The 25,235-nt window shown below is 64.6% G+C and carries 18 protein-coding genes and 1 pseudogene; 4 read left to right on the top strand and 15 right to left on the bottom strand.

Annotated features, from left to right (window positions below; translation table 11 throughout):
- Nucleotides 1–3: 3 nt before the first annotated feature.
- On the bottom strand, nucleotides 4–2,406 hold the full coding sequence (gene bcsB / locus VSR82_RS16095) for a cellulose biosynthesis cyclic di-GMP-binding regulatory protein BcsB (RefSeq protein ID WP_429460206.1): 2,403 nt from the start codon (nucleotides 2,404–2,406) through the stop codon (nucleotides 4–6).
- Between the two features lie 396 nt (nucleotides 2,407–2,802).
- Between bcsB and VSR82_RS16100 the strand changes: the two genes are divergently transcribed.
- Nucleotides 2,803–3,228, top strand: coding sequence for a diacylglycerol kinase (locus VSR82_RS16100; protein WP_429460208.1), 426 nt, complete (start codon nucleotides 2,803–2,805; stop codon nucleotides 3,226–3,228).
- 257 nt (nucleotides 3,229–3,485) lie between these two features.
- Entirely contained in the window at nucleotides 3,486–3,647 is a 162-nt protein-coding gene (locus tag VSR82_RS16105) for a DUF1328 domain-containing protein (protein WP_013089029.1), read from the top strand.
- Between the two features lie 25 nt (nucleotides 3,648–3,672).
- Here the strand turns inward: VSR82_RS16105 and VSR82_RS16110 are convergent, their stop codons facing one another.
- The 10 genes and pseudogenes from VSR82_RS16110 to VSR82_RS16155 form a co-directional block, all read right to left on the bottom strand.
- Complete coding sequence (locus VSR82_RS16110; protein WP_498857902.1) at nucleotides 3,673–3,876, bottom strand: hypothetical protein; 204 nt, start codon at nucleotides 3,874–3,876, stop codon at nucleotides 3,673–3,675.
- A 39-nt stretch (nucleotides 3,877–3,915) separates the two neighbouring features.
- Nucleotides 3,916–4,545, bottom strand: coding sequence for a GNAT family N-acetyltransferase (locus VSR82_RS16115; RefSeq protein WP_429460212.1), 630 nt, complete (start codon nucleotides 4,543–4,545; stop codon nucleotides 3,916–3,918).
- Between the two features lie 99 nt (nucleotides 4,546–4,644).
- The gene (rfbC, locus tag VSR82_RS16120) at nucleotides 4,645–5,196 is read right to left on the bottom strand and encodes a dTDP-4-dehydrorhamnose 3,5-epimerase (RefSeq protein ID WP_429460214.1); all 552 of its coding nucleotides are present in this window, start codon (nucleotides 5,194–5,196) and stop codon (nucleotides 4,645–4,647) included.
- Nucleotides 5,197–5,312: 116 nt separating this feature from the next.
- On the bottom strand, nucleotides 5,313–6,305 hold the full coding sequence (locus tag VSR82_RS16125) for a GlxA family transcriptional regulator (RefSeq protein WP_176123405.1): 993 nt from the start codon (nucleotides 6,303–6,305) through the stop codon (nucleotides 5,313–5,315).
- 797 nt (nucleotides 6,306–7,102) lie between these two features.
- Nucleotides 7,103–12,967 (bottom strand): excinuclease ABC subunit UvrA, encoded by a 5,865-nt coding sequence (uvrA, locus tag VSR82_RS16130; protein ID WP_498857922.1) that lies wholly within the window; start codon nucleotides 12,965–12,967, stop codon nucleotides 7,103–7,105.
- A gap of 327 nt (nucleotides 12,968–13,294) precedes the next feature.
- Nucleotides 13,295–13,522, bottom strand: a complete 228-nt coding sequence (locus VSR82_RS16135) for a hypothetical protein (protein ID WP_429460216.1) — start codon at nucleotides 13,520–13,522, stop codon at nucleotides 13,295–13,297.
- Nucleotides 13,523–13,566: 44 nt separating this feature from the next.
- Nucleotides 13,567–14,001, bottom strand: coding sequence for a hypothetical protein (locus tag VSR82_RS16140; RefSeq protein ID WP_429460218.1), 435 nt, complete (start codon nucleotides 13,999–14,001; stop codon nucleotides 13,567–13,569).
- A 99-nt stretch (nucleotides 14,002–14,100) separates the two neighbouring features.
- A complete protein-coding gene (locus VSR82_RS16145; protein ID WP_498857903.1) occupies nucleotides 14,101–16,965 on the bottom strand; it encodes a tetratricopeptide repeat protein in 2,865 nt (954 codons plus the stop codon).
- Nucleotides 16,966–16,985: 20 nt separating this feature from the next.
- A complete protein-coding gene (locus VSR82_RS16150) occupies nucleotides 16,986–18,182 on the bottom strand; it encodes a hypothetical protein (RefSeq protein WP_498857904.1) in 1,197 nt (398 codons plus the stop codon).
- Nucleotides 18,183–18,739: 557 nt separating this feature from the next.
- Nucleotides 18,740–19,026, bottom strand: a pseudogene (locus tag VSR82_RS16155) (transposase); the annotation flags it as partial.
- A gap of 112 nt (nucleotides 19,027–19,138) precedes the next feature.
- On the opposite strand from VSR82_RS16155, the gene VSR82_RS16160 reads away from it, so the two are divergent.
- Nucleotides 19,139–19,621, top strand: a complete 483-nt coding sequence (locus VSR82_RS16160) for a cupin domain-containing protein (RefSeq protein ID WP_368587572.1) — start codon at nucleotides 19,139–19,141, stop codon at nucleotides 19,619–19,621.
- Nucleotides 19,622–19,906: 285 nt separating this feature from the next.
- Here VSR82_RS16160 and VSR82_RS16165 read toward each other — a convergent pair whose 3' ends face one another.
- Both VSR82_RS16165 and VSR82_RS16170 read right to left on the bottom strand, forming a co-directional pair.
- Nucleotides 19,907–20,332 carry a GlcG/HbpS family heme-binding protein gene (locus VSR82_RS16165; protein ID WP_368624164.1) on the bottom strand — a complete coding sequence of 142 codons (426 nt, stop codon included), beginning with the start codon at nucleotides 20,330–20,332 and terminating at the stop codon, nucleotides 19,907–19,909.
- A 24-nt stretch (nucleotides 20,333–20,356) separates the two neighbouring features.
- Nucleotides 20,357–21,370, bottom strand: coding sequence for a zinc-binding alcohol dehydrogenase family protein (locus VSR82_RS16170; protein WP_429460223.1), 1,014 nt, complete (start codon nucleotides 21,368–21,370; stop codon nucleotides 20,357–20,359).
- A gap of 97 nt (nucleotides 21,371–21,467) precedes the next feature.
- On the opposite strand from VSR82_RS16170, the gene VSR82_RS16175 reads away from it, so the two are divergent.
- Complete coding sequence (locus VSR82_RS16175; RefSeq protein WP_429461911.1) at nucleotides 21,468–22,439, top strand: LysR family transcriptional regulator; 972 nt, start codon at nucleotides 21,468–21,470, stop codon at nucleotides 22,437–22,439.
- Between the two features lie 134 nt (nucleotides 22,440–22,573).
- Here the strand turns inward: VSR82_RS16175 and cuyB are convergent, their stop codons facing one another.
- Both cuyB and VSR82_RS16185 read right to left on the bottom strand, forming a co-directional pair.
- A complete protein-coding gene (gene cuyB, locus VSR82_RS16180) occupies nucleotides 22,574–24,106 on the bottom strand; it encodes a cysteate racemase (protein WP_498857905.1) in 1,533 nt (510 codons plus the stop codon).
- A 134-nt stretch (nucleotides 24,107–24,240) separates the two neighbouring features.
- Nucleotides 24,241–25,131, bottom strand: a complete 891-nt coding sequence (locus tag VSR82_RS16185; protein ID WP_368586723.1) for a LysR family transcriptional regulator — start codon at nucleotides 25,129–25,131, stop codon at nucleotides 24,241–24,243.
- Nucleotides 25,132–25,235 lie beyond the last annotated feature (104 nt).

The following is a 25,235-nucleotide window of genomic DNA, read 5'->3' on the forward strand; positions in this document are numbered from 1 at the left end:
CGATCAGACTCCCCGGCGCCGCGCCGCCAGTTCCTGCAACGCGGTGAACGCGCCGATCGCGAGCAGCAAACCGGCGAACGCGCCGAGCACGCCGAGCAGCACCGGATGCTGGATCGCCTTGCTCCACAGCCGCGCATACCAGGGCACATAGCCGACCAGATAGGTGTCGCCGACGCGCATGCTGTCCACCTTGCCATCGCGCAGCAAAGCGACGTCGCCCTGCAATTGCGCGACGCGGTCCGGCTTTTCGAGCATGTCGAGCATTTGCGACAACTGCTGCTGATCGGTGGCGCTCAGTGCGACGACGCTGCGTCCGTGGCTGCCCGGCAATTCGAAGCCCATCAGCGCGGCCAGCGGTCCGTCGCGTTCGATGCGCGCGCCACCGTCCGGCCGATGCACGTCGCTGTGCACGTCGCTGTGCGCGGCGCCGTCGCGCCGGGCGGTGCTGTGCCACTGCTCGTCGACCGCGAACGAGGCGCGGGCGAGCGGGCTCGACGCAGCGGCGCCCGACGCAGCGGCGTCGACCGGCTGGGCGCCGATCGTCAGCGGCAACGCATTCGGCCAGCGCGCGAGCCACGGCGCCGAACCGTTGCCGCCGATCACCAGCAGATCCTTGCCGCTCAGCTGCGCGAGCTCGCGCGGCCGCGCGACCTGCACGCGCAGCGCCGGATAGCCGGTCCATTGCCCCATGTGGCCGAGCATCGTCAGCAGGCTTTCCAGTTCCTGCGGCGCGGGATGCTCGGGAATCACGACGGCCGTTTGCGACAGGTCCGCGTAGCGCGTGAACGGAAAGCCGCTGTTCGCGAAGAACGCGAGGTTCGGCATCCGTGCGTAGTGGACGAAATCCGAGAAGTCGATCGTCGAGTCGGGATCGACCGCGGCCTGCACCGGGTTCGTCGCGACGCCCTGACAGAGCCCCGTCTTCTGCGAATCGAGATTGAAGCGCAGCTGCAACTGGTTCGAGCTGCCGACCCGGAATGCCGGAATGTCGAGCGCGCTCGTCGCACGGTTGGCGTTGTTCGACAGCACCGGCAATTGCAGGCGGCCTTGCGCGTCGTCGGCGGTCGCGAGCGCGAGCCGGTACGACTTGACCAGCTGATCGTTGATCTGCACCGCGAGCGCCGAGTTGTTCTGCACGGTCGGCGCCGTGTAGCGGTACTTCAGATTCAGCGGCACGCCCGCCCCGTTCCACGAGTACAAATCGGCGGGCACGCGCAGGTTCAAGCGGATCGCGTCGGGCGTGCTGCCGCGCACCTGCAGTTGCGACGGATCGTCGATCAGTTCCTTGAACGAGACGGGCCGGTCGACCGGCAGCCAGCGCGGCGCGTCGTAGGGCTTCCTCGGTGCGCCAGCGGCGAGCTGCGTGATGCGGACCGCGGGACCCGCGAGCGCGGTCGTGCCGAGCACCAGCGCGGTGCTCGCTTCATCGACTTCGGCGGCGCTGCGGCCGGTCACGATCAGCAGCTTGCGGTTGGGCGCGACGGGATTGTCGGCGACGATCAGCATCGGACCGTTGATCGGCGGCAGCGTGAGGCCGGCGGGCAACTGCTCGCTGCGCGCGACGACGACCGCGTGCGAGTCCGTGGGCAACGTCGACAGCGCCGGAAAGCGCGCCTGCCGGTAATCGGCCTGCGCACCGAACCACGAAGCGAGTACGCCCGCGCTGCGCAGCGTCGCGTTGTCGGCGGCGGCCGGCAGCACGAACGGCAGACGCAACCGGTTCGCGTCACGGTGATCGAAGAACGGCGCGGGCAGCAGCGCGAGATCGTCGGGCAAATGGATCGGCGCGGTATCGACGATGAATTCGCTCGACGGGCTCACGTCGGCCCACAGCGCCGAGTTTTCGGGGTCTTCGCAATGCTCGAGCGTGTAATGCGCGATCAGGCGCAGACCGATCTGGTTGTAGTCGGTCAGAAAGCGCGGATCGAGCAGGATGTCCTGGGTGACGAGCTTGCCGGCGTGCTCGCGATCGAATGGCACGGTCGCGATCACTTCGCTGTTGACCGACACCTTCAGATGCGACATCGCGAACACCAGCGATGGCGAATACGTGTAGCGCAAGCGCAGTCGCGCGGCCGTGACCACGCGATCGAGCCGCACGCCGAGATTGACGGTGCGCGCGTCTTCGACACCGCGCAGCGTCAGCGGCTGATACGCGCCGAGGGTCGCGAATGAAACGCGCGATGTGCTGGAGCCGGATGCGGGTGTCGGGACGCTGGCAACGTTGTCGAGGTAGTTGGCGCTGGGGCTGGCCTGTGCGGCACTCGCGCTCGCGACAGTGAGCGCGGCCGGCGGATTCGCCGCGGCGGCGACGACAGGCACCGATGGCGCGGCGCCCGACGCGACGGCATACAACGCGCCGACAACGGCGGTCAGCGAAACGCACAACGACACAACTGGTTTCATGAACAGCTCAGCTTGTTGGACCTCGACCGTGCGCGCCCGAGTGAGCCGCTCACGGTGCGAATCCGGTCTGCCGCGCGAACGCGCGAAGTGGGAAATCGGACTGCCGGGCGCGCACAGGAGAAACACGCGGCGCACCATTCCTCGTATACGGAAAATCCGGCGAAACCTTGAGCGGAACGAGCAACGGGAGTGACCAACATTTGAGATTCGAGCGTGATCGGCAGCAGCCCTAACCGATTACGCGTTCCTTTCATTTTTTCCGAAGCCGGTCGGTCAGGCGAGAAGTGCCAGGTGCCTGCCGCTGTTGGGCGGCGCAAAGATATCACAATTTGCAACCTGATCGACATCTTGTAACATCGACGGTCATTTGCTGCACATCAACCATCATCCCGAAACATGTCTGATCCGGCCGACTCCCCCGCTCACCCCGCCATCGCGCCGCCCGCGAAGCGCAGCGGTCTGCTGCGCGGGCTGTTCGCGTTGCGGCATTCGTACGCTGGCATCGTCGCGACATTGCGGGCGGAAAGCGCGTTCCGTCAGGAAGCCGCGCTCGCGGCGATCCTCGTGCCGGCCGCGTTCCTGATGCCGGTCGACGCCATCGCGCGCGTGCTGCTGATCGGCTCAGTGCTGCTCGTGCTGTTGGTGGAGCTATTGAATTCGGCGATCGAGGCTGCCATCGACCGGATCTCGTTCGAGCGGCATGAGTTGTCGAAACGCGCGAAGGACTGCGGCAGCGCGGCCGTAACCATTGCACTGCTGATGTGTGTGCTGACGTGGGGCGTGTTGTGCGGGCCGCTGGCGTATCACTGGCTGCGCGGATGACCCGCGACGGGCTTTACGTAGTCCGCAGCATGGTTGGCACCTGGCGCGCCTGGCGGGAGGGAATGCAAACGTTAGCGCCGACTCGACGGTAATTTCGCGCGCCGCGAAAGATTCGTCACGCAAACGTTGGCGTCAATCAAACGATGGCACATGTATTGCTGAATTCCGCTCGCCGGCATCTCACCCGTGAAGCCGCGTGACGTACGCAACGGGGCGCCGTTCAAACGTCATTTCAACAATCCACCGGTGGAGGCACCATGCTTCGATACGCTGTGATTTTCTTCATCATCGCCATCATCGCCGCAGTGTTCGGCTTTGGAGGCATTGCCGCGGGCGCAACTGAAATCGCCAAGGTGTTGTTCTTCATCTTCCTGGTGATCTTCCTCGTCACCCTGCTGATGGGCGTGATCCGACGCTGACGGCTGCATACAGCGTTCGGTGAATTCACCCCTCGCCCGATGCGAACCGGCGACGCTGCGTTGGGGCCGCGTTCAGGATTGCACCGCTGCGGTCGCCGCTGCCGCCGTTGCCGCCGTTGCCGCCGTTGCCGCCGTTGCAATACTTGCCGCAGCATATTGCAATAGTTGCCGAAGCATCGGGCGCTTCCAGTCCGCTTTTTCTTCCGCTTCTCGTGCGCTGCTTTTCCACTGCTTTTCTCCGTATGCCGCGGACGTCTGCGGCTACGCTTCAGGCCGCATGCGCGATCCGCGGCGTCGCATGCAAACGCCGCGACCAGTTCGCGAGCGTGCGCATCGCAACCGGCGGCTTGCTCAGAATCGCGCTGTCGTAGCACTTGTCCGCGAAGCGCATGAAATCGACGATGCGAAACCCCTGCCCGCGATAGAACGCGATCTGCTGTGTGGCCGGTTGCGGTGTATCGAGTGCGAGTTGCGCATAGCCGCGTGTCGCGGCCCAGTGCTCGGCGAACGCGATCAGCAGCGTGCCGATGCCTCGCCCCTGCCACGCGGGATCGACCGCGAACTGGCGCAAGCTCGCGACATCGTCGTGCCGGTAGAGCTCGCATGATGCTTCGCCATCCGAAGCATAAAGCGTCATCGTGCCGACGATCTGGCCGTCACATACCGCGACATGGCAATCGCCGCGCAGCACACGTTCGCGGGTTGTCTCGATGGTCTGATCCACGCACGTGCAATTGAGCCCCTGCGCGCCGAGCGGCGCGAACGCGCGATGCAGCAGAGCCGTCAACGCAACGAACGAATCGCACGATGCGTCGAAGCGCCTGAGTTCGACGTGGCCGGCACCACCACATGCATAGCGGACCGGAACGGATTGCGGACGGCTTGCGCGACGCTTCACGTTGAGCACCTCGTACTGACTGGATGCCCGAAGTGTAGGGTCGGCCCTTGAGCCTCTCAAGAAAAAATGTCGTAAAAACCCAGGTCGATCACAAGTCGTTCACGAGATGTTTTCGGCTTCGTACAGACGGCGCCCCCCCGCATCCTTGCTGCCGAGAATGGGCTGAAAGTCGATCGGCCAGTCGATGCCGATGTCGGGATCGGACCACAGCAGGCAGCGTTCGAGTTCGGGAAACCAGTACTCGGTGGTCTTCCACACGCACTCGGCGACATCGGACAGCACGACGAAGCCGTGCGCGAAACCGGGCGGCACCCATATTTGCCGGTGGTTCTCTTCGCTCAGATACTCGCCGCTCCATTTGCCGAAGTTCGGTGAGTTCAGGCGCACGTCGACCGCGACGTCGAAGATCTCGCCGCGCACGACGCGCAGCAGCCGTCCCTGCGGCCGCTGCACCTGATAGTGCAAGCCGCGCAGCACGCCATGCACGGCGCGCAGATGGCGGTCTTGCACGAAGTTGAAACCCTGCGCGACGTCGTCCGAAAACTCGTCCGCGCTGAAACTCTCGAAGCAGAAGCCGTATTCGTCGATGAACACTTCCGGCTCGATGAGTTTCACCTCCGGCAATGCCGTCGCCATGACCCTGTTGCCCATCGCCACTGTGCTCGTAAAAAGGCTGGCCAGCGAACATACGGCCGCTTTCGCGACCGCGTCCAACAGACGAGGCGCGCCCGCGGCGCGGGCGCGATATCGCACGCTATAGATACATGCTACGCCTCAGTGGCCGCCCGGCTTCGGGCGCGATACTCGGTTGGAGACAAAGCCATGCGCTTGCGGAAGATTTTCGCGAGACGGTCCCCGTTGCCGGTGCCGCTGCGACGCGCGATCTTGTCGACCGGCAATTCGGTCTCGGTCAGGAAGTTGCACGCGATGCGCAGCCGCACCTGCAGCAGGTAGTCCGACGGCGTCACCTGCATCTCGTGCTTGAAACGGCGCAGGAAATTGCGCTCGCTCATTGCGGCGACCTGCGCGGCATCGGCGACCGAGACCGGACGGTCGCAGTTCGCCTCCATCCAGCGCGCGGCCGCGCGAATCTTTTCGGCGACGCTCAGCGTGCCGCCCTCGGCCGGCAGCGGCACCCACGTCGAGGCCATGCCGGGCATCACGCGATCGGCGACGCTGCGTGCGAGCTCCGCGCCCAGGTCGCGCTTGATGAACATCAGCGCGCTGCGCGCGCAGTCATGACGGTCGTTGGCCGCGCTGAACGCGCCTTCGCTCGCGCTCGCGCCCGGGTAGCGGCTCATCAGGCCATCATGCTCGGTCGGGCCGGCCGCTTCGAGCACGAGGCGTCCCTCGCCGATCGTTTCGATCGCGCGGGTGCGCGATTGCACGGCGCGCAGCCAGTTCAGCAGGCGTTCGTCGCGTGCGGCCACGTGGGCGCCGTAGCCGCCCGCAATGAACAGCACGTCGAAACCGCCGCCAAAGCGCGTGTCGATGCGATCAGTCCAGATGCGCGCCGACGACGAACTGGCGACATTGCCGCCTTCCATCGACAGGAACTGCACTTCGTAGGGCGGATCTTCGCCTGCACGCGTGCCCGCGAACTCGTTGGCGGTCTGGAACATTTCCACGACGGTACCGGGGCCGAGCAGCCAGAAGCCGTCGAACAGCAGTATGCCGATTCGCCGCGCTGCAGTACGGACGTTCAACGCAGGCGTGTGAAGCCACGTAATTCTCGTTGTATCAAGGTGCATGTGCGGCATGATCTTTCCCCAAACGGGCATACGTTGTGGACCCCGATTTGCCCCGTCAGCAGACGGAACGAGAGAATGCGTTATTACGGCGGGAAAACGGACTAACGCCGCATAAAGGATTAAGCGTGATGTTAGCGGAATGGATCGCTATAGTAAATTTGAAAAGGAGATTTCATCACGACTACCCATGTCTGACGAAAAGCGGTTATTGAGCGATTGATATGAGCGGCCTACAGGGCCGGCAACTATGCAAGGCTGAGCGCGCAGCGTGGGGATATCTTACCGCAAAGCCTTTGCGGACGGCACTCTCGCCCGTTCGGGCAAAGTTGCCGATAATGCGAAGCGCAGTGAACCCGCCTTACCGAGTACGTTTCTTGCCGGATCAAAAATGTTTCAATCGTGAACTGCTTATGGTCCCGATTATGTCCGCGCAATTCGGTAGTTTATTCGCAAAGCGTAAAGTTATTCCACGCGCCGATTAGGTATTTGTGCGGCACTCGTTCTGGGTCCGAAATTAATATCCAAATGCTGATTTATCGGGGGTTCTAAAAACGTTTCTATTTTGAAACATCGCCGGTCGCTTTCGTATGAATTAATCGCGCGGATGCGTCGCGTTTGGCGCACCTCTGGTGAGTGGATGCGGTGCAGCAATCACGTGTGGCGCACACGCGACGAAGCGCGGGCCGTTGCAACCTGACGAGTTGCAACGGCGCATCTGATGAGCGCGCCCGGAATGCGCACAAACAGTCGGTTGGGGACCGCAAAGCGCGGCGCGCAACGGCCGCGCCGCCGCTCGTCAGCTTGCCTCAGCCATTGGTCCCCTCTCCGGCCAGCGTCGCCGTAGCGGCCGTGCGCGCAAGCACCGGCCGCAAAGCCGCGCCGGTGTGACTCGCGGCCACGCGCGACAGGCTTTCCGGATCGGTTGCCGCGACGATCGTGCCGCCGCCCACGCCGCCCTCCGGACCGAGATCGATGATCCAGTCCGCCTCGGCGATCACATCGAGATCGTGCTCGATGACGACCACGCTATGCCCGCCATCCACGAGCCGATGCAGCACGCGAATCAGCTTCGCGACGTCCGCCATATGCAGGCCGACCGTCGGCTCGTCGAGCACGTATAGCGTATGCGGCGGCTTCTGGCCGCGCCGGGTGAGGTCGTCGCGCACCTTGCTCAGTTCGGTGACGAGCTTGATGCGCTGCGCCTCGCCGCCCGACAACGTAGGCGACGGCTGGCCGAGCGTCAGATAGCCGAGCCCGACGTCCTTCATCAGTTGCAGCGGATGCCCGATGTTCGTAATCGACGCGAAGAACTCGACCGCTTCGTCGATTTCCATCGTCAGCACATCGCCGATGTTCTTGCCACGCCACGTGACCGCGAGCGTCTCCGGATTGAAGCGTTGACCGTGACAGACATCGCACGGCACTTTCACGTCGGGCAGGAAGCTCATGCCGATCGTGCGCACGCCTTGGCCCTCGCACGCGGGGCAGCGGCCCTCACCGGTATTGAACGAGAAACGCGACGCGGTATAGCCACGCGCGCGCGCCTCCAGCGTGCCCGCGAACAGCTTTCGGATCGCATCCCAGACGCCGATGTAGGTGGCGGGACACGACCGCGGTGTCTTGCCGATCGGCGTCTGATCGACTTCGAGCACGCGGTCGATGCTTTCCCAGCCGGTAACCGAATCGCAGCCCTGCCACGTGTGCGTGACGTTCAGCGGCGCGCGCGGCGCCGAGCGCGCGAGCACGCTCGAACGCCGGTTCGCGGTAGGTTTCTGTTCGGCCGCCGCACGCGCGCGGCGGGTGGCCGGCGACGACAGCACCGAGCGCCCGACCGCATCGAGCAGATTGGTCATCAGCACGTCGCGCGCGAGCGTCGACTTGCCCGAGCCGCTGACGCCCGTGACCGCGACGAGCCGCGCGAGCGGAATGCCGACCGTCACGTCACGCAGGTTGTGCAACTTGCCGCCATGCACGGTCAGCCAGTTCTCCGGCACCGCGGCTGCGCGCTTGCCCGGCGCGACGACCTCGCGACGCGGCTGCAGCGGATGCACGATCGGCTGCGCGAGGAAGCGCCCGGTCAGCGAATCGGCCTGCGCGGACAGGTCAGCGACGCTGCCCTGCGCGATCAGCGTGCCGCCGCGCTTGCCCGCGCCCGGCCCGATATCGATGATGTGATCGGCGCGCCGGATCGTATCTTCGTCATGCTCGACGACGACGAGCGTATTGCCCTTGTCGCCGAGCTTGCGCAGCGCGTTGAGCAGGATCTGGTTGTCGCGCGGATGCAGGCCGATGGTCGGCTCGTCGAGCACGTAGCACACGCCCTGCAGGTTGCTGCCGAGCTGCGCGGCGAGCCGGATGCGCTGCGCTTCGCCGCCCGACAAACTCGGCGCCGCGCGATCGAGGCTCAGATAGCCGAGCCCGACTTCTTCGAGGAACTGCAGCCGGCTGCCGATTTCACTGATCACGTCGCGCGCGATTTCGGCATCGCGGCCCGTCATCTGCAGCGTATCGATCCATGCGCGGGTGTCGGACACGGTCCATTGCGCGACATCGACGATCGCCTGCGAGTCGAACGTCACGGCACGCGCGACCGGATTCAGACGCGTGCCCGCGCAATCCGGACACGGCTCGTCGACGAGCCCTTCCGGTTCCTGCTCTTCCGACGGCAAGCTCTGTTCGCGGCCGCGATTGTCATCGACGACGATCGTGTCGTCGTACGCGGCGCGCTGCTCGCGCGTCAGAGACAACCCTGTGCCGACGCAGCTCGTGCACCAGCCATGCTTGCTGTTGTACGAGAACATGCGCGGATCGAGCTCGGGGTAGCTCGTGCCGCACACCGGACACGCACGCTTCGTCGACAGCACCTTCACGTCGCCGAGCTTCGCGGTGGACTTGCCGCCGTTGAGCGCGTCGTGCAGGCCGTCGAGCGGCGCGAGCAGATGCATGATGCCTTTGCCGATCTCGAGCGTTTGATCGAGCGCTTCGCGCAACTCGGCTTCGTGATCGGCCGAGATGACGAGGTCCGCGACCGGCAGCTCGATCGTGTGCTCGCGGAAACGGTCGAGCTTCGGCCACGGATCGACCGGCACGAACTCGCCGTCCACCCGCAGATGCGTATTGCCGCGCGCCTTCGCCCATTTCGCGAGGTCGGTATAGACGCCCTTGCGGTTCACGACCAGTGGCGCGAGGAAGCCGACATGCTGGCCCTTGTGATCGCGCAGCAACTGCGCCGCAATCGATTCGGCGCTTTGCGACGTGACCGGCGTGCCGTCGTGAACGCAGTGCTGCAAGCCAAGCTTCACGTACAGCAGACGCAGGAAGTGCCACACCTCAGAGGTGGTCGCGACGGTACTCTTGCGGCCGCCGCGCGACAGCCGCTGCTCGATCGCGACCGTCGGCGGAATGCCGTACACCGCGTCCACTTCGGGTCGCCCGGCCGGCTGTACGATCGAGCGCGCGTACGCATTCAACGATTCGAGGTAGCGCCGCTGACCTTCGTGGAACAGGATGTCGAACGCGAGCGTGGATTTGCCCGAGCCCGACACGCCGGTGATCACGTTGAACTTGCCGTGCGGGATGTCCACGTCGAGCGCCTTCAGGTTGTGCTCGCGCGCGTTGACGATGCGCACCACGTCCTCGCCTTCGATCGCGCGCCGCGCGCGGGCCGCGCTCAGTGCCTTCTGCAGCGGGATGCCTTGCGGCTCCGCTTCGGCTGCGAGGCCCATCGCGCGGTCGTATCGCAGCAACGCCTCGCCGGTATGCGACTCGGCACACGCTTTCACTTCGTCCGGCGTGCCCGCACACAGCACGCGGCCACCGCCGTCGCCGCCTTCGGGACCGAGGTCGATGATCCAGTCGGCCGCGCGGATCACGTCGAGGTTGTGCTCAATCACGATCAGCGAATGACCGCTCGCGAGCAGCTTGCCGAACGCCTGCATCAGCTTCGCGATGTCGCCGAAATGCAGGCCCGTGGTCGGCTCGTCGAACATGAACAGACGCTTCGCGACCGCCTGCTTCGCGCCACGCGGACTACGCGCCTGCGCCGATTCCGCGAGAAAGCCCGCGAGCTTGAGCCGCTGCGCCTCGCCGCCCGACAGCGTCGGCACCGGCTGGCCGAGCTTCACGTATTCGAGCCCGACGTCGACGATCGGCTGCAGCACGCGCAGTACTTCGGCGTCCTTGGCGAAGTACGCGGCAGCCTCGCTGACGGTCAATTCGAGCACGTCGGCAATACTCAATGCGCGCGCGGGCTCGCCTCGCTCGATCTTCACTTCGAGAATCTCCGCGCGATAACGACGCCCGTCGCAATCGGGGCAGCGCAGGTACACGTCGGAGAGGAACTGCATTTCGATGTGCTCGAAGCCCGAGCCGCCGCAAGTCGGGCAGCGGCCGTCGCCCGAGTTGAAGCTGAACATGCCTGGGCCGTAGCCGCGCTGCTGCGCGAGCGGCGCCTTCGCGAACAGCTTGCGGATTTCGTCGAACGCGCCGACGTAGCTGGCCGGATTCGAGCGCGCGGTCTTGCCGATCGGCGACTGGTCGACGAACACGACGTCGGTGACCTGGTCCGCGCCCATAAGCGACTTGAACGCGCCCGGCGCTTCGGTGGCGAGGCCGAAGTGGCGCGCCATCGCCGGATACAGCACGTCCTGCAGCAGCGTCGATTTGCCGGAACCGGACACGCCGGTCACGCAGACGAGCCGCTGCAATGGAATTTCGACCGTGACGTCACGCAGGTTGTGCTCGCTCGCGCCTTCGAGCACGATGCGCGGCGTGCTCGCGTCGACCGCGCGACGCGACCAGTGCGCGGCATCCGCGACATGGCGCCGGCCGCCGAGGTACTCACCGGTCAGCGTGCCGGTCGAGCGGATCGCGTCGGGCGCGCCGTCGAAAATGATCGAACCGCCGCGCTCGCCAGGCCCCGGACCCATATCGATGAGCCGGTCCGCCGCGAGCATCACCGATGGATCATGCTCGACCACGACCAGCGTATTGCCCGCGTCGCGCAGCCGGTGCATCGCCTCGACGATGCGGTTCAGGTCGCGCGGATGCAGGCCGATGCTAGGCTCGTCGAGCACGAACAGCGTCTTGGTCAGCGACGTGCCGAGCGCGGTGGTCAGGTTGATTCGCTGCACCTCGCCGCCCGACAGCGTGCGGCTTTGCCGATCGAGCGTCAGATAGCCGAGACCGACGTCGCAGAGATACTTGAGGCGCGTGCGCACTTCGGCGAGCAAGAGCTTCAGCGCGTCGTCGAGCAACGCGCTCGGCAGCGTGATGTCGTCGAAGAAGCGGCGGATGCGCTCGATCGGCATCAGCATCAGATCGTGCACGGTGAGACCCGGCAACGCTTCGAGCTGGGTGCGCGACCACTGCACGCCGCGCGGCATGAAGCGCTGCTCGGGCGCGAGCACGTCGTTCGCGTTCGCCTTGCTGCCGAGACGCCACAGCAGCGATTCGGTTTTCAGGCGCGCGCCGCCGCAGGTTTCGCATGGCGTATAGCTGCGGTACTTCGACAGCAGCACGCGGATATGCATCTTGTACGCCTTCGATTCCAGATAATCGAAGAAGCGTTTGACGCCGTACCAATGCGTCTGCCACTTGCCGTTCCAGTCCGGCGAGCCGTTGATGACCCAGTTGCGCTCGCGCTCGCTGAGCTCGCCCCACGGCGTGTCGCGGCGGATGTCGGCTTTCGCCGCGTAGCGCATCAGATCGTCCTGGCATTCCTTCCACGCGGGCGTCTGCATCGGCTTGACCGCGCCTTCACGCAGCGTCTTGCGCGCATCTGGAATCACCAGACCGAGGTCGACGCCGATCACGCGGCCGAAGCCGCGGCAGGCATCACAAGCGCCATAGGCCGAGTTGAACGAGAACAGCGCGGGCTGCGGATCGGCATAGCGCAGATCGCTTTCCGGGCTATGCAGACCGGTGGAGAAACGCCAGATGCGCGGCTCGGCGGCTTCGGCTTGCGGTTCGTCCGAGGTGGCCGGCAGCACGTAGATATTGACGCGCCCGCCGCCGCGCTTCAGCGATGCCTCGATCGCCTCGATCGCGCGCGCTTTATCGACCGAACGCAGCCGGAAGCGGTCGGCGACGACGTCGAGCAGCTTGCGCTTGCCAGTCGGTGAATCGACTTCCCGTTGCGCCTGCACGCGCGTATAGCCGCTCGCCGACAGCCACTGCTCGACCTCCTGCTCGGACGCCGACTCCGGCAGCTCGACCGGGAACGTGACGACGAGCCGCGGCTCCTCCAGCGCGGTGCGTTCGAGCAGTTCCGCGTAGATCGTCTCCGGCGTGTCGTGCCGCACCGGGTGCGCGGTCTGGCGGTCGAACAGCTCGGCCGCGCGCGCGTACAGCAGCTTCAGATGGTCGTTGAGCTCGGTCATCGTGCCGACCGTGGAGCGCGAGCTGCGCACCGGGTTGGTCTGGTCGATCGCGATGGCGGGCGGTACGCCGTCGACGCGGTCGACCTGCGGCCGATCCATCCGGTCAAGAAACTGGCGTGCGTACGCACTGAAGGTTTCGACGTAGCGGCGCTGGCCTTCCGCATACAGCGTGTCGAACACGAGGCTCGACTTGCCCGAGCCCGACGGCCCGGTGACGACCGTCATTTCGCCGGTGCGCACGTCGAGGTCGACGTTTTTCAGGTTGTGCTGGCGGGCGCCGCGAATGCGGATCGTGCCCTGGGTCTTGTTGCTGCTCGGGTTGCCGCCTTGGGGGGTGTCAGCGAGGGTGTCAGGGGTTGCGTCGTTGGAGGACAATTTTTCCGACCGTCTGAAGGAGTGGTTCACCTCTCACGGCCGGCTCTCGCGACCGCGCAAGTTCGGTGCAGCCGGGACGGCGCGACAAGCGCCCGGAAGCCTGGCTGTAGGGGGATACTATACTGTATGTTTATACAGTTTTCCATGACGGGCGGAGTTGCGCTGCGCGCGTGGTGCCTGGGGACGGAATTCGTGGGACTCGCGCGGGTTTTCGAGGCTGGAAGAATCGCGTTTAGCTCGGCCCTAAAGCGCCTCGACACACCTACCGCCGAAACGCAGCGCAATCACGCCGATCACCAGCGCGACGAGGGCGCGCGAGAACCACACCTTGAACGCGATCGGAATATCGAAGACGTCGAACGCTTGAAGCAAGCTATAGAGGCCGACGCAGATCGCCACGATGCCCAACGCGAGCAAGGAGACCGCGAGCGTTTGAAGCGCGGATCGGCGACGAACGTCTCGCCTTGCCACCGGCGCTGTCGCCGACGACTCCTGGCCCGGCCTACCAATCGGCCTCACGTGCTCAGCTTGCGCAGATGCTGGCCGGTGCCGGCGTCCGAGCCGCTGGTGTCGTCGTCCGGCTTGCCGGCCGTCACGAACTGCACCATGAAGCACAGCACGAAGCAAAGGATCATGACGCAGCGGCCCGTCGAGAAAAACGCGCTCTTTCCGGGGACCACGAAGTTCACGGTACCTGTTCTGTTGTGGGCGACGACGCCTTGTGCGATGGTGGATCGGGAGGTAGGGCCTTGCAGTGCTGCTGGTGCACCCTGGACAAAGCGGGTAATGGCTAGTGCGCCGGCGAACGCACAAGCTACGTGCAGAAGGGTCAACCAGGGCGGCTGAGGATGCCCCGGATCGACGAGCGTCAGATTCAGGCCGGCCACGATACCGGCACACGCGGCGCTCAATGCGAAGGCCAGCAGCCACGATTTCAATCGCAGGTTCATCGGTTTTCGCTTCGATAAAAAACGTTCCCTTTGGTTATCGGTAGAGCACGAATTTACTTTAGCGACGCCTCAATGAATCTCGCCGGATGCCGACGGACCTCACTTCATCTCCGTCGCGACATTGATTGCAGGAACGGTCATCAGCAGGTTTTCCGTCAAAAGATCCGCGCGTTCCCGCTCCGCTTCCGTGAGCCCGGCACGAACTCGGGCCTCGACGATCCGGGCAGGCTGCACGAAACACCGCCAGCCCGGTTGCGCCCCAAAGGCGGATTGCGCACGCCTGAGCCACGCGTCGCCGAGCGCCCTGTCCCGCATCACGCCGTCGCCTCGCCAGAACAGAATACCCATCTCGATCTGCGCGAACGGCATTCCGGCGAGTGCCTTGTTCAATGCCGACAACGCGTCGAAGTCGAGACGATCGCCTGCCTGCATCGCATCGGCAGGTGGCGTCGAAGTTGGTCCTCCAGCCTTCGTCGATGGATCGCCTTCGAGTGCGAGCCAGTATCGGGCTCGCGCAGTCAGCGCCACCGCCCCGTCGTCATCCTGCTGATGCAGTGCAACTGCAATCGCCGCCTGACGCGACCCGAGCGCGGCTGCCTTCCGATACCACTGAGCGGCAAGCGTGTCGTCGCATGCGACGCCATTTCCAGTCTGGTAGACATTGGCGAGTTCATTTGCCGCGTCTGCCGAGCCCGCGGTCGCAGCCTTCTCCAGCCAACGCCGGGCGATCTGCGGATTTCTTGCGACGCCTCTTCCATAGAGGTAGGCTTCGCCCGTCAGGTCCATCGCACTTGCGCTGGCCGCCGCCGCGCGGCTCGCCCACTCTAATGCCTCGAGATCGTCGGACTCCCCGCCGAGCCCACTGAACAGATGCGAAGCCAGGGCGGACTGCGCGTCCACATTGCCGTGCTCGGCAGCCCGTCGAAACCAGTACAGTGCCGCGCCGAAATCTACGGCGACACCGCGCCCCAGATCGTAGGAGTCTGCGAGCATCAATTCGTATGCCGCGTCGCCAGTCGACGCGAGCCGCCATTGCCAGTACGCGCGCGTCGCCGAGGGCAGAGGCGGGTCAGTCGCGAAACCGGTTGCCAGTTGCCGCATGGCGAGCGTATCGCCTGCCCCGGCCGCCGCCGTGCACCAGCGCTGAGCCTTCACCGCATCGGGGGCGACACCTGAACCGTTCGCATAGACGAGGCACAGAATGCGCTGCGAGACCTCGTCGTTCGACTCTGCGCCTCGTGTGAACCATTGCAGCGCGGTCGCCTGATCCGGCGCAGCGCCTTCGCCCTTCGCATACAGGGTGCCCATCGCAGCATAGGCCGGACCGAACCGCTGCGAGACCGCCTTGATCAACCACTCCCGTGCTGCGGACTGTTCGTCCGGTGACGGCCGTTTGAGCAACAATATTGCCAAAGCCGTTTGGGCCTGCGCGTCACCATGCATCGCCGCACGTTTCAGATAGGATTCACCTAGCTTCTCATCGCGCGGCACGCCATTGCCGTTGATATACAGCATGGCGACAATGCGTTCGGCTTCCCGATCACCGCCATCGGCAGCCTTGCGATACCAGGCGAATCCCGCCGCTTTATCCGCTGGCGCGCCCTCCCCCGCAAATAGCATCCCTCCCAGCATCACTTGCGCCTGCGCGTTGCCGCGCTGTGCGCCAAGTCGGGCGAGCCGGTAAGCTCGTGCGAGATCACGCGGCTCGCCGAGCCCGGCGCGGGCCAGCGACGCGAGGTTATACGAAGCAATGCCGAGTCCCTGCTCCGACGCCCGCTCGTACCAGAGCCGTGCCTCTCCGATATCGCGGCGGGTACCTTCGCCGGCCTGCAGCATCGTGCCGAGATCGTTCTGTGCAACCGCGAGGCCCGCCTGCGCCGCACCGCGCATCCAGCCAATCGCGGCGTCGAAGTCGACAGGACAACCTTGTCCCAGCCGGTATTGCACGGCCAGCGCGAACTGGGCATTCGTGTCGCCGTTGAGCGCGGCCTTGCGATGCCATTCAAGTGCCAATACATCGTTGCGTGTGACACCTGTGCCTTGCGCGTACAGATCGCCCGTGCGGCGTTGCGCGTAGGCCAGGCCACTGCGTGCCGCTTCCGTCATCAGCGAAAAGCCGCGCAGAGCATCCGGCGAAACCCCCTTTCCCGACAGATACAGTTCGGCCAGCATCGCCTTCGCCTCACGCTGGTTCCGCGCCGCCGCCGCGGCAAGCCAGCCAGCGGCACCATGCGCATCCGCGACGACGGCGCTGCCGCGCAGCAGCGCCATGCCGAGCTGAAATTGCGCGTCGGCGTCACCCTGCAGCGCACCCTGGATGAACCACGCGACACTGCCCGCCTCGTCGCGCGGCACACCGGGTTGGCCGACCAACAGCATCCGCCCCGCATTGGTCGCACCAAGCGGGTCGCCGTATCCGGCGGCACGGACGAACAGGCGATACGCCGAGGGAAAGTCGACCGAGCCGCCTTCGCCGTTGTAGTCCATCAGGCCGAGCGTTTCGGCAGATCTTCCATCGCCGCCTTCCGCCGCGCGACTAAGCCACTGACGCGCAAGGCGCGGATCCTTCGGCACCCGGTAGCCTTCGCGATAAAGGGAGCCGATAAGCCGTTGGGCGCGTGCATCGCCCTCGGCTGCCGTTTGAGTGAGAATCGCCAGCCCGGATTTGTCGGGCGGCGCGGCATATCCAAACAGGACCATCTGACCGTAGATCACGCGTGCGGCAGGATTGCCCCGGGCCGACTCGGCGGCGCACGTCTTGCGCAACTGTGCAGGCGTGCCGAGCGGTGCCAGCGAAAACGCATTGCGCGCTGTCATGAGCAAGAGGCAAGGCGACGCCGCGTCGTTGAACGACATGGCGGCCGGCGTGCCGGATACCTGATTCGCCGAACCCAATGGCGCCGATGGCAGCGCCTGCGTAACAGCAGGGCAGCTTGCGCCAACGACGAGCACGAGCGACAACAATCGTCTAGCAGCCGCTCCTGTCACACGGCTCCCCTTGTCGCCATTCCCCACTCGTTGGTCCCATACGGCTGAAGATCGTTGATCCGGCCGACGTAGGCCCGCGCGGCAGCATCGTCATGCTTCACAAAGCGTTCGTAGGCGGCGGCCATGAACCAGGTCTCCGCGAGCGCGTTTTCGAGCATCTCCGGCACTGGAATCATGACGGCTTGGGCATACACCATGTCGATCGTCGCGCGTCCCTGCATATATAGCAGCAGCCAGCGACGATAGTTGCCCAGTATTGGCTGTGCATTGCGCCGGATGTATTCATCGAAGTACGGATTCGCGGGCGCCGAGCCGCCGCTGCGCGCGCGTACATACAGGTAGGTCGAGGCCAGATAGTCCTGATCGAATGGCGCCGCACCTTGTGCGTTGTCCGCAAGTAACTCGATGCCGTTGACCCAGTCATGCTTCAGGATGTACGCCCAGGCGAGCGACATGGTCAGCTCGCTATACCTGCCGTAGACGCTCTTCTTATCCGTCGCGCCCTCCAGTTCGCCGCGCATCCTGGCGATCAGAGGAGCGGATTGATCGATAGCATCGTCTAACCGGTTCAGCCCGACAAGCGTGGTGATCCTCGACTGCCGGAACGCAATGTCGTCCGGTGCCAGAGCGATAGCCTGGTCGATAGCCTTGAGCGCCTCCTGATGCCGATTGGAATTGTCGAGGTAAGCTGAAATATCGCTATAGGCCGTGGCCTTCTGCTGCTGCGTTGTCGCTGTCTTCAGCGACAGCTGTGCCGTGCTCAGCGCATGGGCTGACAGTTCGCGCAACGGGTTGTCGGTGCCAAACGGATGCCGGCGCTCGCTCGCGGGATCGATCTTCAGCGCGGCCAGTTTGGCCCGCGTTGGCTCGTCGATGGCCGGGTCGATAGCCCAGCGCGCGAACGCCACATAATCTGCACGCGCACCCGCTGAATCTCCTATAGCCTCCCGTTCCACCGCGCGCAGCCGATAAGCCTCTGCGGACGCGCACTGGATCGCAAGTCCCTTCGAGGCCGCATCGATCGCTTCCTGATGCCGCCCCAGTCCCCCGAGCGCACGACCGAGCGCCACGTAGTACGGCGTGCCGAGTATTGTGTCCAGATTGTGTTTCGGCTCGTGCGCCGCCTGGATACGATCGAGCGTGTCGAGCGCCTCTTTGTAGCGAAGATTGGCGACATACAGTTGCGCGAGCATTAGCAGCTGCAAATCGGTCGGCGCCGGCGTCAACGCGACGCCTGCCTCTTGCGCGTCCAATGCCGCGGCAGGTTGCTTCAGAATCGTTTCGACCACCGCGAGTTGCTGCTGCATGGTTGCCCGCATTTCGACAGTCAGGCTCTGCGAGGCAAGACACTGTCTTGACAGTTCAACCGCTTCGTTGAATTTGCCCGCGCCCGTCGAGATGAAAACGCCACGACAGGCAGCCAGCACGTCGGGCGGCAAGCGGGACCATGCCTCTGCAGCCTTTGCGGCGGCATTACCGGTGGTCGGCGGTGAAACTGGCGGTGTGGGCGGGTGCGCACACGCACTCAGACCCAACGCAGCGAATGTGAAAACGGCCCGGCTAACGATGTTCTTCATGTTGTGTTCCGAAGGGCGTGTTCGGCCATGGTCATGCTTGCAACATGCATGGCCTTTCCTGGATGAACCAGGATCATCTATCGGCAAGTGCTTTGGGATTCTTGAGGAAAACCGTGGGGCCCGCCTTGGGCCGGGCTGTTAAAGGTATGATCGCTTGCGTTTGGCTGAGTTCGACCCATCGCTCGCAACCTCGCCAGAAGCGTTGCGTGCAATCGATCCCACACGTCGGCTTGTTGCCAATCGCGTAGCCTTCGCCAGCAACTGACGCCCGAGCCGCATCCCATCTCTGCCGGCAAATCTCGCCACCGGATACCGGTCTTCAGCACGAACAGGATGCCGGTCAGCGCAGCGCAATCCGGACAGGCTTGCGGCACGGATACTTGAAGCGGCGTGGCTTCGCTGGTGGTCGCAGTGGCTCGATCAGTACCCACAGTTCGTCGTCGATGATTGGTTTGCCCAACTCCTCGATCGAGGTTAACAGGTTGTGCTATGGGTTAACAGCCCCTACAAAGCCTTTTTGAAACCGTTTCTAAACCGCTATCATCGATGTTCGCCCTTAAGGAGAACAACCGATGAGCCGACCAGATTTCATCAAACACTGGACTGAACTCGAAGAACCGGATGCGCATTCCTATCGCGGCGATACCGAGCCAATGGCGCTAGACGCGCCGCTTTCCGCCGCACTCGGCATTACGCGTATTGGCATTCATCATGTGAGGCTTCTGCCCGGCCGGCGAACGTCATATCCGCACGCCGAAAGTACCGAGCAGGAGTTTGTGTACGTGCTCGAGGGCAAGCCCGACGTCTGGATCGACGGCGTGCTGCATCCCATTGCTGAAGGCGATTCCGTCGCGTTTCCGGCAGGCACCGGAATCTGCCACACCTTCATCAACAATACGAACGACGAAGTCAGGCTGATGGTGATCGGCGAACGTCCGCGCGACGACAACCGTATTCGTTACCCGCTCAACGAAGCGTACGAACTTACCCGCGAGGACCGCTGGGTGGACTGGCCCGCTAGACCACTCGGCGACCATAACGGGATGCCGGACTGAGGCTTACGCGGATGACCGCAATGGCGATTAAGCATGATTCGTCCACGCGAATTGAATGGCCGCTTGCTGGTTGGATCCGACATCTGACCGTCCGCGCAATGGTGCGGGCGAATGACGCTTCATGGCCGACGCCGGCAGTTTGCTAACAGCCCGCATGGTTCAACATGACCTCTGGGCGAACTACCGCAGTCGACCCTGAACCGCCGCTTGAGCAACCACAGCTTCGGCGGCAGCTATCGAAGTGATCCCGTCATCCGCGCCGGCGCCTCATGGGTAGCGCACGGTCTATTGCAGAAACCCTGCGTTACGCAGTGCTTCCTCAGCGGCCTCATGATCTTGAACGGATGCGCCGCCAGAAATGCCGATGCCCCCAACCAGATGCCCTTCGTGGAAGATCGGTACGCCACCGCCGACCGGCGTCAGCCGCGGATGGTGTGCCAGCGGGGCAACGGCGGGCTCGGCCATGTACTGATTCCATTGGTGCGTGGCCATGCCGAACGATGCGGCGGTCCATGCCTTGTCAATGGCGACGCCAACGGTGAGGAACGGGGCGGTATCCGCGCGCTCGAAAGCGCGCAGGTGACCTCCCGCGTCCGTAATGGCGATTGTCGCGGCGAATCCGCGCGCGGCGCAGGCGCGGCGCGCCTCGGCCAGCAGTGCTTGCGCGGCTTCCAGGCTGATCGTTGTCGTGCTGATGATTTGCGATGTCATGTTGATGCTCGTTCTCAGAAGGGTTCAGTGGTTGGCGACGACGACCTTGCCGATCATGTTGCCCGCCTCGACCAGCGCATGCGCTTCGATCAGACCTGCGGCGTTGATGCCGTCAATGCGGCGGGTCAGCGTGTGCTTGAGGCGGCCCAGATCGACCAGCTGCGCCGCGCGGCGCAGCAACGCTTGTTGCCGCGCGAGGGTGTCGGTGGTGAACATCGCGCGGGTGAACATCAGCTCCCAGTGAATCGAGATGGATTTTCCCTTGAACGGGCCGATGTCCAGACCCACCGGGTCGTCGATGAGGGCGAACTGGCCTTCCGGGCGCAGCACGGCGGCGATCTGAGGCACGTAGGCGGCGCTGTTGTTCAACCCCGCAACATGGGTGACGTGCTCGATACCGAGCGCGGCCAGTTGAGCTGCCCAGGGCTGATGGTGATCGAGGACGTAATGTGCGCCATGGGCCAGCACCCACTCGCGGGTTTCCGGCCGCGAGGCCGTGCCGATGACGGTCATACCAGTCAGCTCACGTGCCAGTTGGGTCAGAATCGAGCCGACGCCGCCCGCCGCTCCGATGACGAGCAGCACGTTGTTGTCGGTCGGATCCGCTGCCTGAACACGCAGACGGTCGAACAGCAGTTCCCACGCGGTGATCGCGGTCAGCGGCAACGAAGCGGCTTCTGCGAAATCCAGTGAGGTCGGCATGGGTCCGACGATGCGTTCGTCCACGGCGTGCAGTTCGCTGTTGCAGCCGGGCCGCTTGATGTCCCCCGCGTACCAGACACGGTCGCCTGGCTTGAAGCGGGTGGCCAGCGGACCGGTCGCGCGGACGATTCCCGCCGCGTCCCAGCCGGCGATGCGCGCACCGCCTTCCGGAACATCTCCACCGCGCCGGATCTTGGTATCGACCGGGTTGACCGATACCGCTTTCACCTCCACCAGCAGATCGTGGTCGCGCAGTTCCGGTGTCGGCAGCTCGATATCCTGCAGCGCCTGCGGGTGGCTGATGGGATGGTTCTGATAGAAGCCGATGGCTTTCATACACGTGGTCTCCAAGGGGCAATGAGACCATGTTATCTTTCGTCGATATACGGATAAATACGCGCCAAGCTCAAACAGTTTCGGCATTTCAATGAAAATGATTCGACTCGATGACGTCCAGATCTTCGTGCACACGGTGGACTACGGCAGCTTCTCGGAGGCGGCGCGCCAGTTGAATATCGCGCCCGCCCATGCGAGTGCGTCAGTGCAGCGACTCGAAAAGGCGCTGGACACGCGCCTGTTCACCCGTTCGACGCGAAGCATGCAACTGTCGGACGCCGGGGAGCGATATCTGCCGCATGCGCGGGTCATGATTGGTGCGCTGGAGCAAGGCGAGCAGGCCCTGGCAAACAGCCGGGGGGCGCTGACCGGGCCGCTGCGGCTGTCCGCTCCGTCTGACTTTGGTCGAAACCTGCTATTGCCGTGGCTCGATGAATTTCAGCACCTGCATCCTGGATTGTCGCTGCACCTGAAAATGAGCGACCGGGCGGCCGACCTGATCCGCCAGCCTCTGGATGCCGTCGTGCGCTACGGAGCGCTAGCTGATTCGTCTCTTCTGGCCATGAGGCTGGTCGACAGCAACCGACGTGCATTGTGTGCCGCGCCGTCATACCTCGAGCGGCATGGCGCACCGGCCAAAGTAGAGGACCTGCGGCGACACAACTGCCTTCGGTATGTCTGGAGCGAGCAGATACACGAACGCTGGTGCTTTACCCCGCCTGGTGGCGATCGCACCGTGGCAGTCACGGGTAATCGCATCAGCGACGATGCCGATGTCGTCCGTCGCTGGGCGATAGCCGGGGAAGGACTTGTCTATAAGTCGCGGCTGGACCTCATCGACGATCTGAAGGCAGGTCGACTGGTGGAGTTATTTCCCCCGGAGTATTGCGAACCTGCGCCGCTGCACCTGATTTGTGCTCACCGTGCGCAACTGTCGCCGGCGATCAACGCGTTGCATGCTTTCCTGCAGGAGCGATGTGCTGCATTGCTCGCCAGCTATCCATTGAGAGGGCACTCAGGCCGTACTCGCGATTTAAATGGCCGCCTCCAGGGCGCAACGGACGTCTGAATGTCCGAACGTCGTTGCCCGCGAAGGTCGTCTGTTGGCCGTACTGAGTCCGACAGCCCCTCACCAATTCCGTATCCTTGCGCCTCGATCTGCGGGAATGCGGCGAATCACTGCGCGGCGACGACAATACTTCGTTAGCCGACCGCGCTTTCCTTCGGCGACGCGCACCCTGCCACCGCCAGCACCGCACTACCCACCCGCGTCCCGCGTGTGGCACTGTCGTCAAGCGCATACTCGACGCAACGCCTCGCCAGCACGTCGGTCGGATCGACGAGCCGCACCACCCGCCCTCCCGCACACGCGAGCGCTTGCTCATGCAACAGCAACGGCAACTCGGTGCAAGCGAGCACGATGACCAGCACGCCCCGCGCGACCAGATCGTCGACGGCCGCCGCGAGGTCGTCGCAGCATTCGCCCGATGTATGCCCCGCCTTCGCGCCGCGCGGCCCATAGATCGCGTTCATCAGACGCGCTTGCGCGGCCGCGGACGGCGCGATCTGCACGAGGCCGCGCGCGTCGAGCGCCTGTTCGTAGACGCGGCTCGCGAGCGTGCCCGAAGTGGCCAGCACGCCCACTTCGCGCAGCTCCGGAAAGGTCTCGCGCAGATAATCGGCGGTACAGGTGAGCATATTGACGATCGGCACGCGCAGCGCCGGCTGAAGCCGCTCGACGAACGCATGCGCGGTATTGCACGGAATCGCGATCAGATCCGCGCCGCCCTCCTCGAGCGTCTTGCAGGCCGCGTACAGCGCGAGGGTGGGATCGTCGCCGCGACCGAACAGCGCCGCGGTACGGTCCGGGATCTGCGGATTCTGCTCGACCATGATCCGGATATGGTCCTGATCGCGCGAGGCCGGCGTGTTGCGCACGACCTTGGCCATGAAATCGACGGTCGCGGCCGGCCCGATGCCGCCGACCACGCCGAGGCGAAACGCCCGCTGCGGCTGCGGATACTGCGCCGCCGCGACATAGCGCGCGTACACCTGGTTCGAATCGACGAGCGGCACCTCGATGCACCCGAGCGCGCCCAGCACGAGGCCGATTTCCGTGAGCCCCGGCACGATCACGTCGACGCCCTGTGCGACCAGGTCCGCGCACGCCGCGCATAGCAATTCGACGGGCCGCCCGTGCAGGCGGCCAGCGCGAATGCCCTCGTCGCCGAAGACGGCGCTCGTCACACAGTCGAAACCAGTGTCGTTGCGCGGATAGCACACGTCGAACTGGCCGGCTTCGAAGTAACGCTCGAACAGGCCGTTCGCGCGAATCGCCGCCGACGTCAGCACGCCGATGCGCCGGGCGCCGTCGCGCCGCGCCGACGGATAGGTGCGCCGCACGTGCTCGGACAACGCGGTCATGATGTTGGCGACCGGCACAGCGACGTTGGCCGTGAGTTCGTCGATGAAGGTGTGGCTCAGAAAGCATGGCAGCACGATCGCATCGACACCGCGCTTTTCGAACGCGCGCATCGTGTCGAGCACGTGGATCTTGAACCGCGCGTCCGTCGCATCGGGCGCGGCGAGCCCGGGCCACGAGCGCGGTTCGAGAATCAGATCGAAGGGGCGCGCGGCACCTGGCCGGCGCGACGCCGTGCTCAGCCGGCCGAGGATGTCGGCGCTGGCGAACTGGGCCGCGCCAGTCGCCACACCCAGCGAACGAAAACGCTTCATGGTCAGATCCCCCGGTCGTTCTGTGCGTCCACCCTCGCTCGCGGGTGGCTTTCTGCGCGCTTGAGAATGACACTATGCGAGACGCAGATGTCCAGGGGTTAACCACGTCAAAGCACCTTTGGGTTTGCGCTGGTTCAACTCACCGGCTCGAAAATCTCCCGCAGCCACTGCGCGAACACCCGCACCCGCGACGACAACTGCCGGTTCTGCGGATACAGCACCGACACCGGCATCGGCGGCGGCGGATAGTCCGCCAGAATGATCCGCAACCGTCCCGCCGCGAGTTCGTCATCGACACGGTAGCGCGGCACCTGCACGATGCCGAGCCCGGCAATCGCCGCGCCCGCGTACAGTTCTGCGCCGCTGACCGACACCGCCGACGGCAACACGAGCGCGGTATCCCGCCCGTCGACGCGGAATTCGAGCGGCAGCGGCTTGCCGGTCGCACTCGACACGTAGTTGACCGCGCGATGCGTCGACAGCGCGCCAGGATCGGCCGGCTCGCCATACGCGGCCAGATACGAAGGACTCGCGACCGTCACCTGCTGCAGCTGCGCGACGCGCCGCCCGACCATCGACGAATCCTGCAGCACGCCCGCGCGCAGCACGCAATCGATGCCCTCGCGCACGAGGTCGACGAGCCGGTCGTCCTCGCCGATCATCAGTTCGATGTCGGGAAAGCGTTCCAGAAACGCGGGCAGCGCCGGCACCACGAAATGCCGCGCGAGCGTGCCCTGCACGTTCACGCGTAACAGCCCCTTCGGCGCAACATTGGAGAACGCCCCCTCGGCCTCCTCCATGTCGGCGATCAGACGCACGCAGCGCTGGTAGTGCGCTTCGCCGTCGGGCGTGAGCCGTACCGTGCGCGTCGTGCGTTCGAGCAGCCGCGCGCCGAGCCGCTGCTCGAGACGCTTCATCAGGTTGGTGACGGTCGCGCGCGGGATTTGCAGATCGTCGGCGGCGCGCGTAAAGCTCTGGCGCTCGGCGATCCGCACGAACACCCGCATTTCCTCGAAACGGTCCATATCGGCGGATTATTAAAGCGAATGGAATGATGATGGCGAGTCTAACCGGATTATCACGACGCGGAAAGCGCTCATCATTCACCTCACCGATCCACCACCTTCTG

It is taken from the genome of Burkholderia sp. JPY481 (assembly GCF_038900515.1).
GTDB classification, from domain to species: Bacteria; Pseudomonadota; Gammaproteobacteria; order Burkholderiales; family Burkholderiaceae; genus Paraburkholderia; species Paraburkholderia youngii.

Bases quoted from the DNA above. Each gene is read 5' to 3' on its own strand.
- VSR82_RS16140 (WP_429460218.1), bottom strand. From the start codon at position 14,001: ATGAACCTGCGATTGAAATCGTGGCTGCTGGCCTTCGCATTGAGCGCC.
- VSR82_RS16125 (WP_176123405.1), bottom strand. From the start codon at position 6,305: ATGCCGCACATGCACCTTGATACAACGAGAATTACGTGGCTTCACACG.
- VSR82_RS16160 (WP_368587572.1), top strand. From the start codon at position 19,139: ATGAGCCGACCAGATTTCATCAAACACTGGACTGAACTCGAAGAACCG.
- VSR82_RS16165 (WP_368624164.1), bottom strand. From the start codon at position 20,332: ATGACATCGCAAATCATCAGCACGACAACGATCAGCCTGGAAGCCGCG.
- VSR82_RS16170 (WP_429460223.1), bottom strand. From the start codon at position 21,370: ATGAAAGCCATCGGCTTCTATCAGAACCATCCCATCAGCCACCCGCAG.
- VSR82_RS16100 (WP_429460208.1), top strand. From the start codon at position 2,803: ATGTCTGATCCGGCCGACTCCCCCGCTCACCCCGCCATCGCGCCGCCC.
- VSR82_RS16175 (WP_429461911.1), top strand. From the start codon at position 21,468: ATGATTCGACTCGATGACGTCCAGATCTTCGTGCACACGGTGGACTAC.
- rfbC (WP_429460214.1), bottom strand. From the start codon at position 5,196: ATGGGCAACAGGGTCATGGCGACGGCATTGCCGGAGGTGAAACTCATC.
- VSR82_RS16150 (WP_498857904.1), bottom strand. From the start codon at position 18,182: ATGCTCGCGCAACTGTATGTCGCCAATCTTCGCTACAAAGAGGCGCTC.
- bcsB (WP_429460206.1), bottom strand. From the start codon at position 2,406: ATGAAACCAGTTGTGTCGTTGTGCGTTTCGCTGACCGCCGTTGTCGGC.
- VSR82_RS16105 (WP_013089029.1), top strand. From the start codon at position 3,486: ATGCTTCGATACGCTGTGATTTTCTTCATCATCGCCATCATCGCCGCA.
- cuyB (WP_498857905.1), bottom strand. From the start codon at position 24,106: ATGAAGCGTTTTCGTTCGCTGGGTGTGGCGACTGGCGCGGCCCAGTTC.
- VSR82_RS16185 (WP_368586723.1), bottom strand. From the start codon at position 25,131: ATGGACCGTTTCGAGGAAATGCGGGTGTTCGTGCGGATCGCCGAGCGC.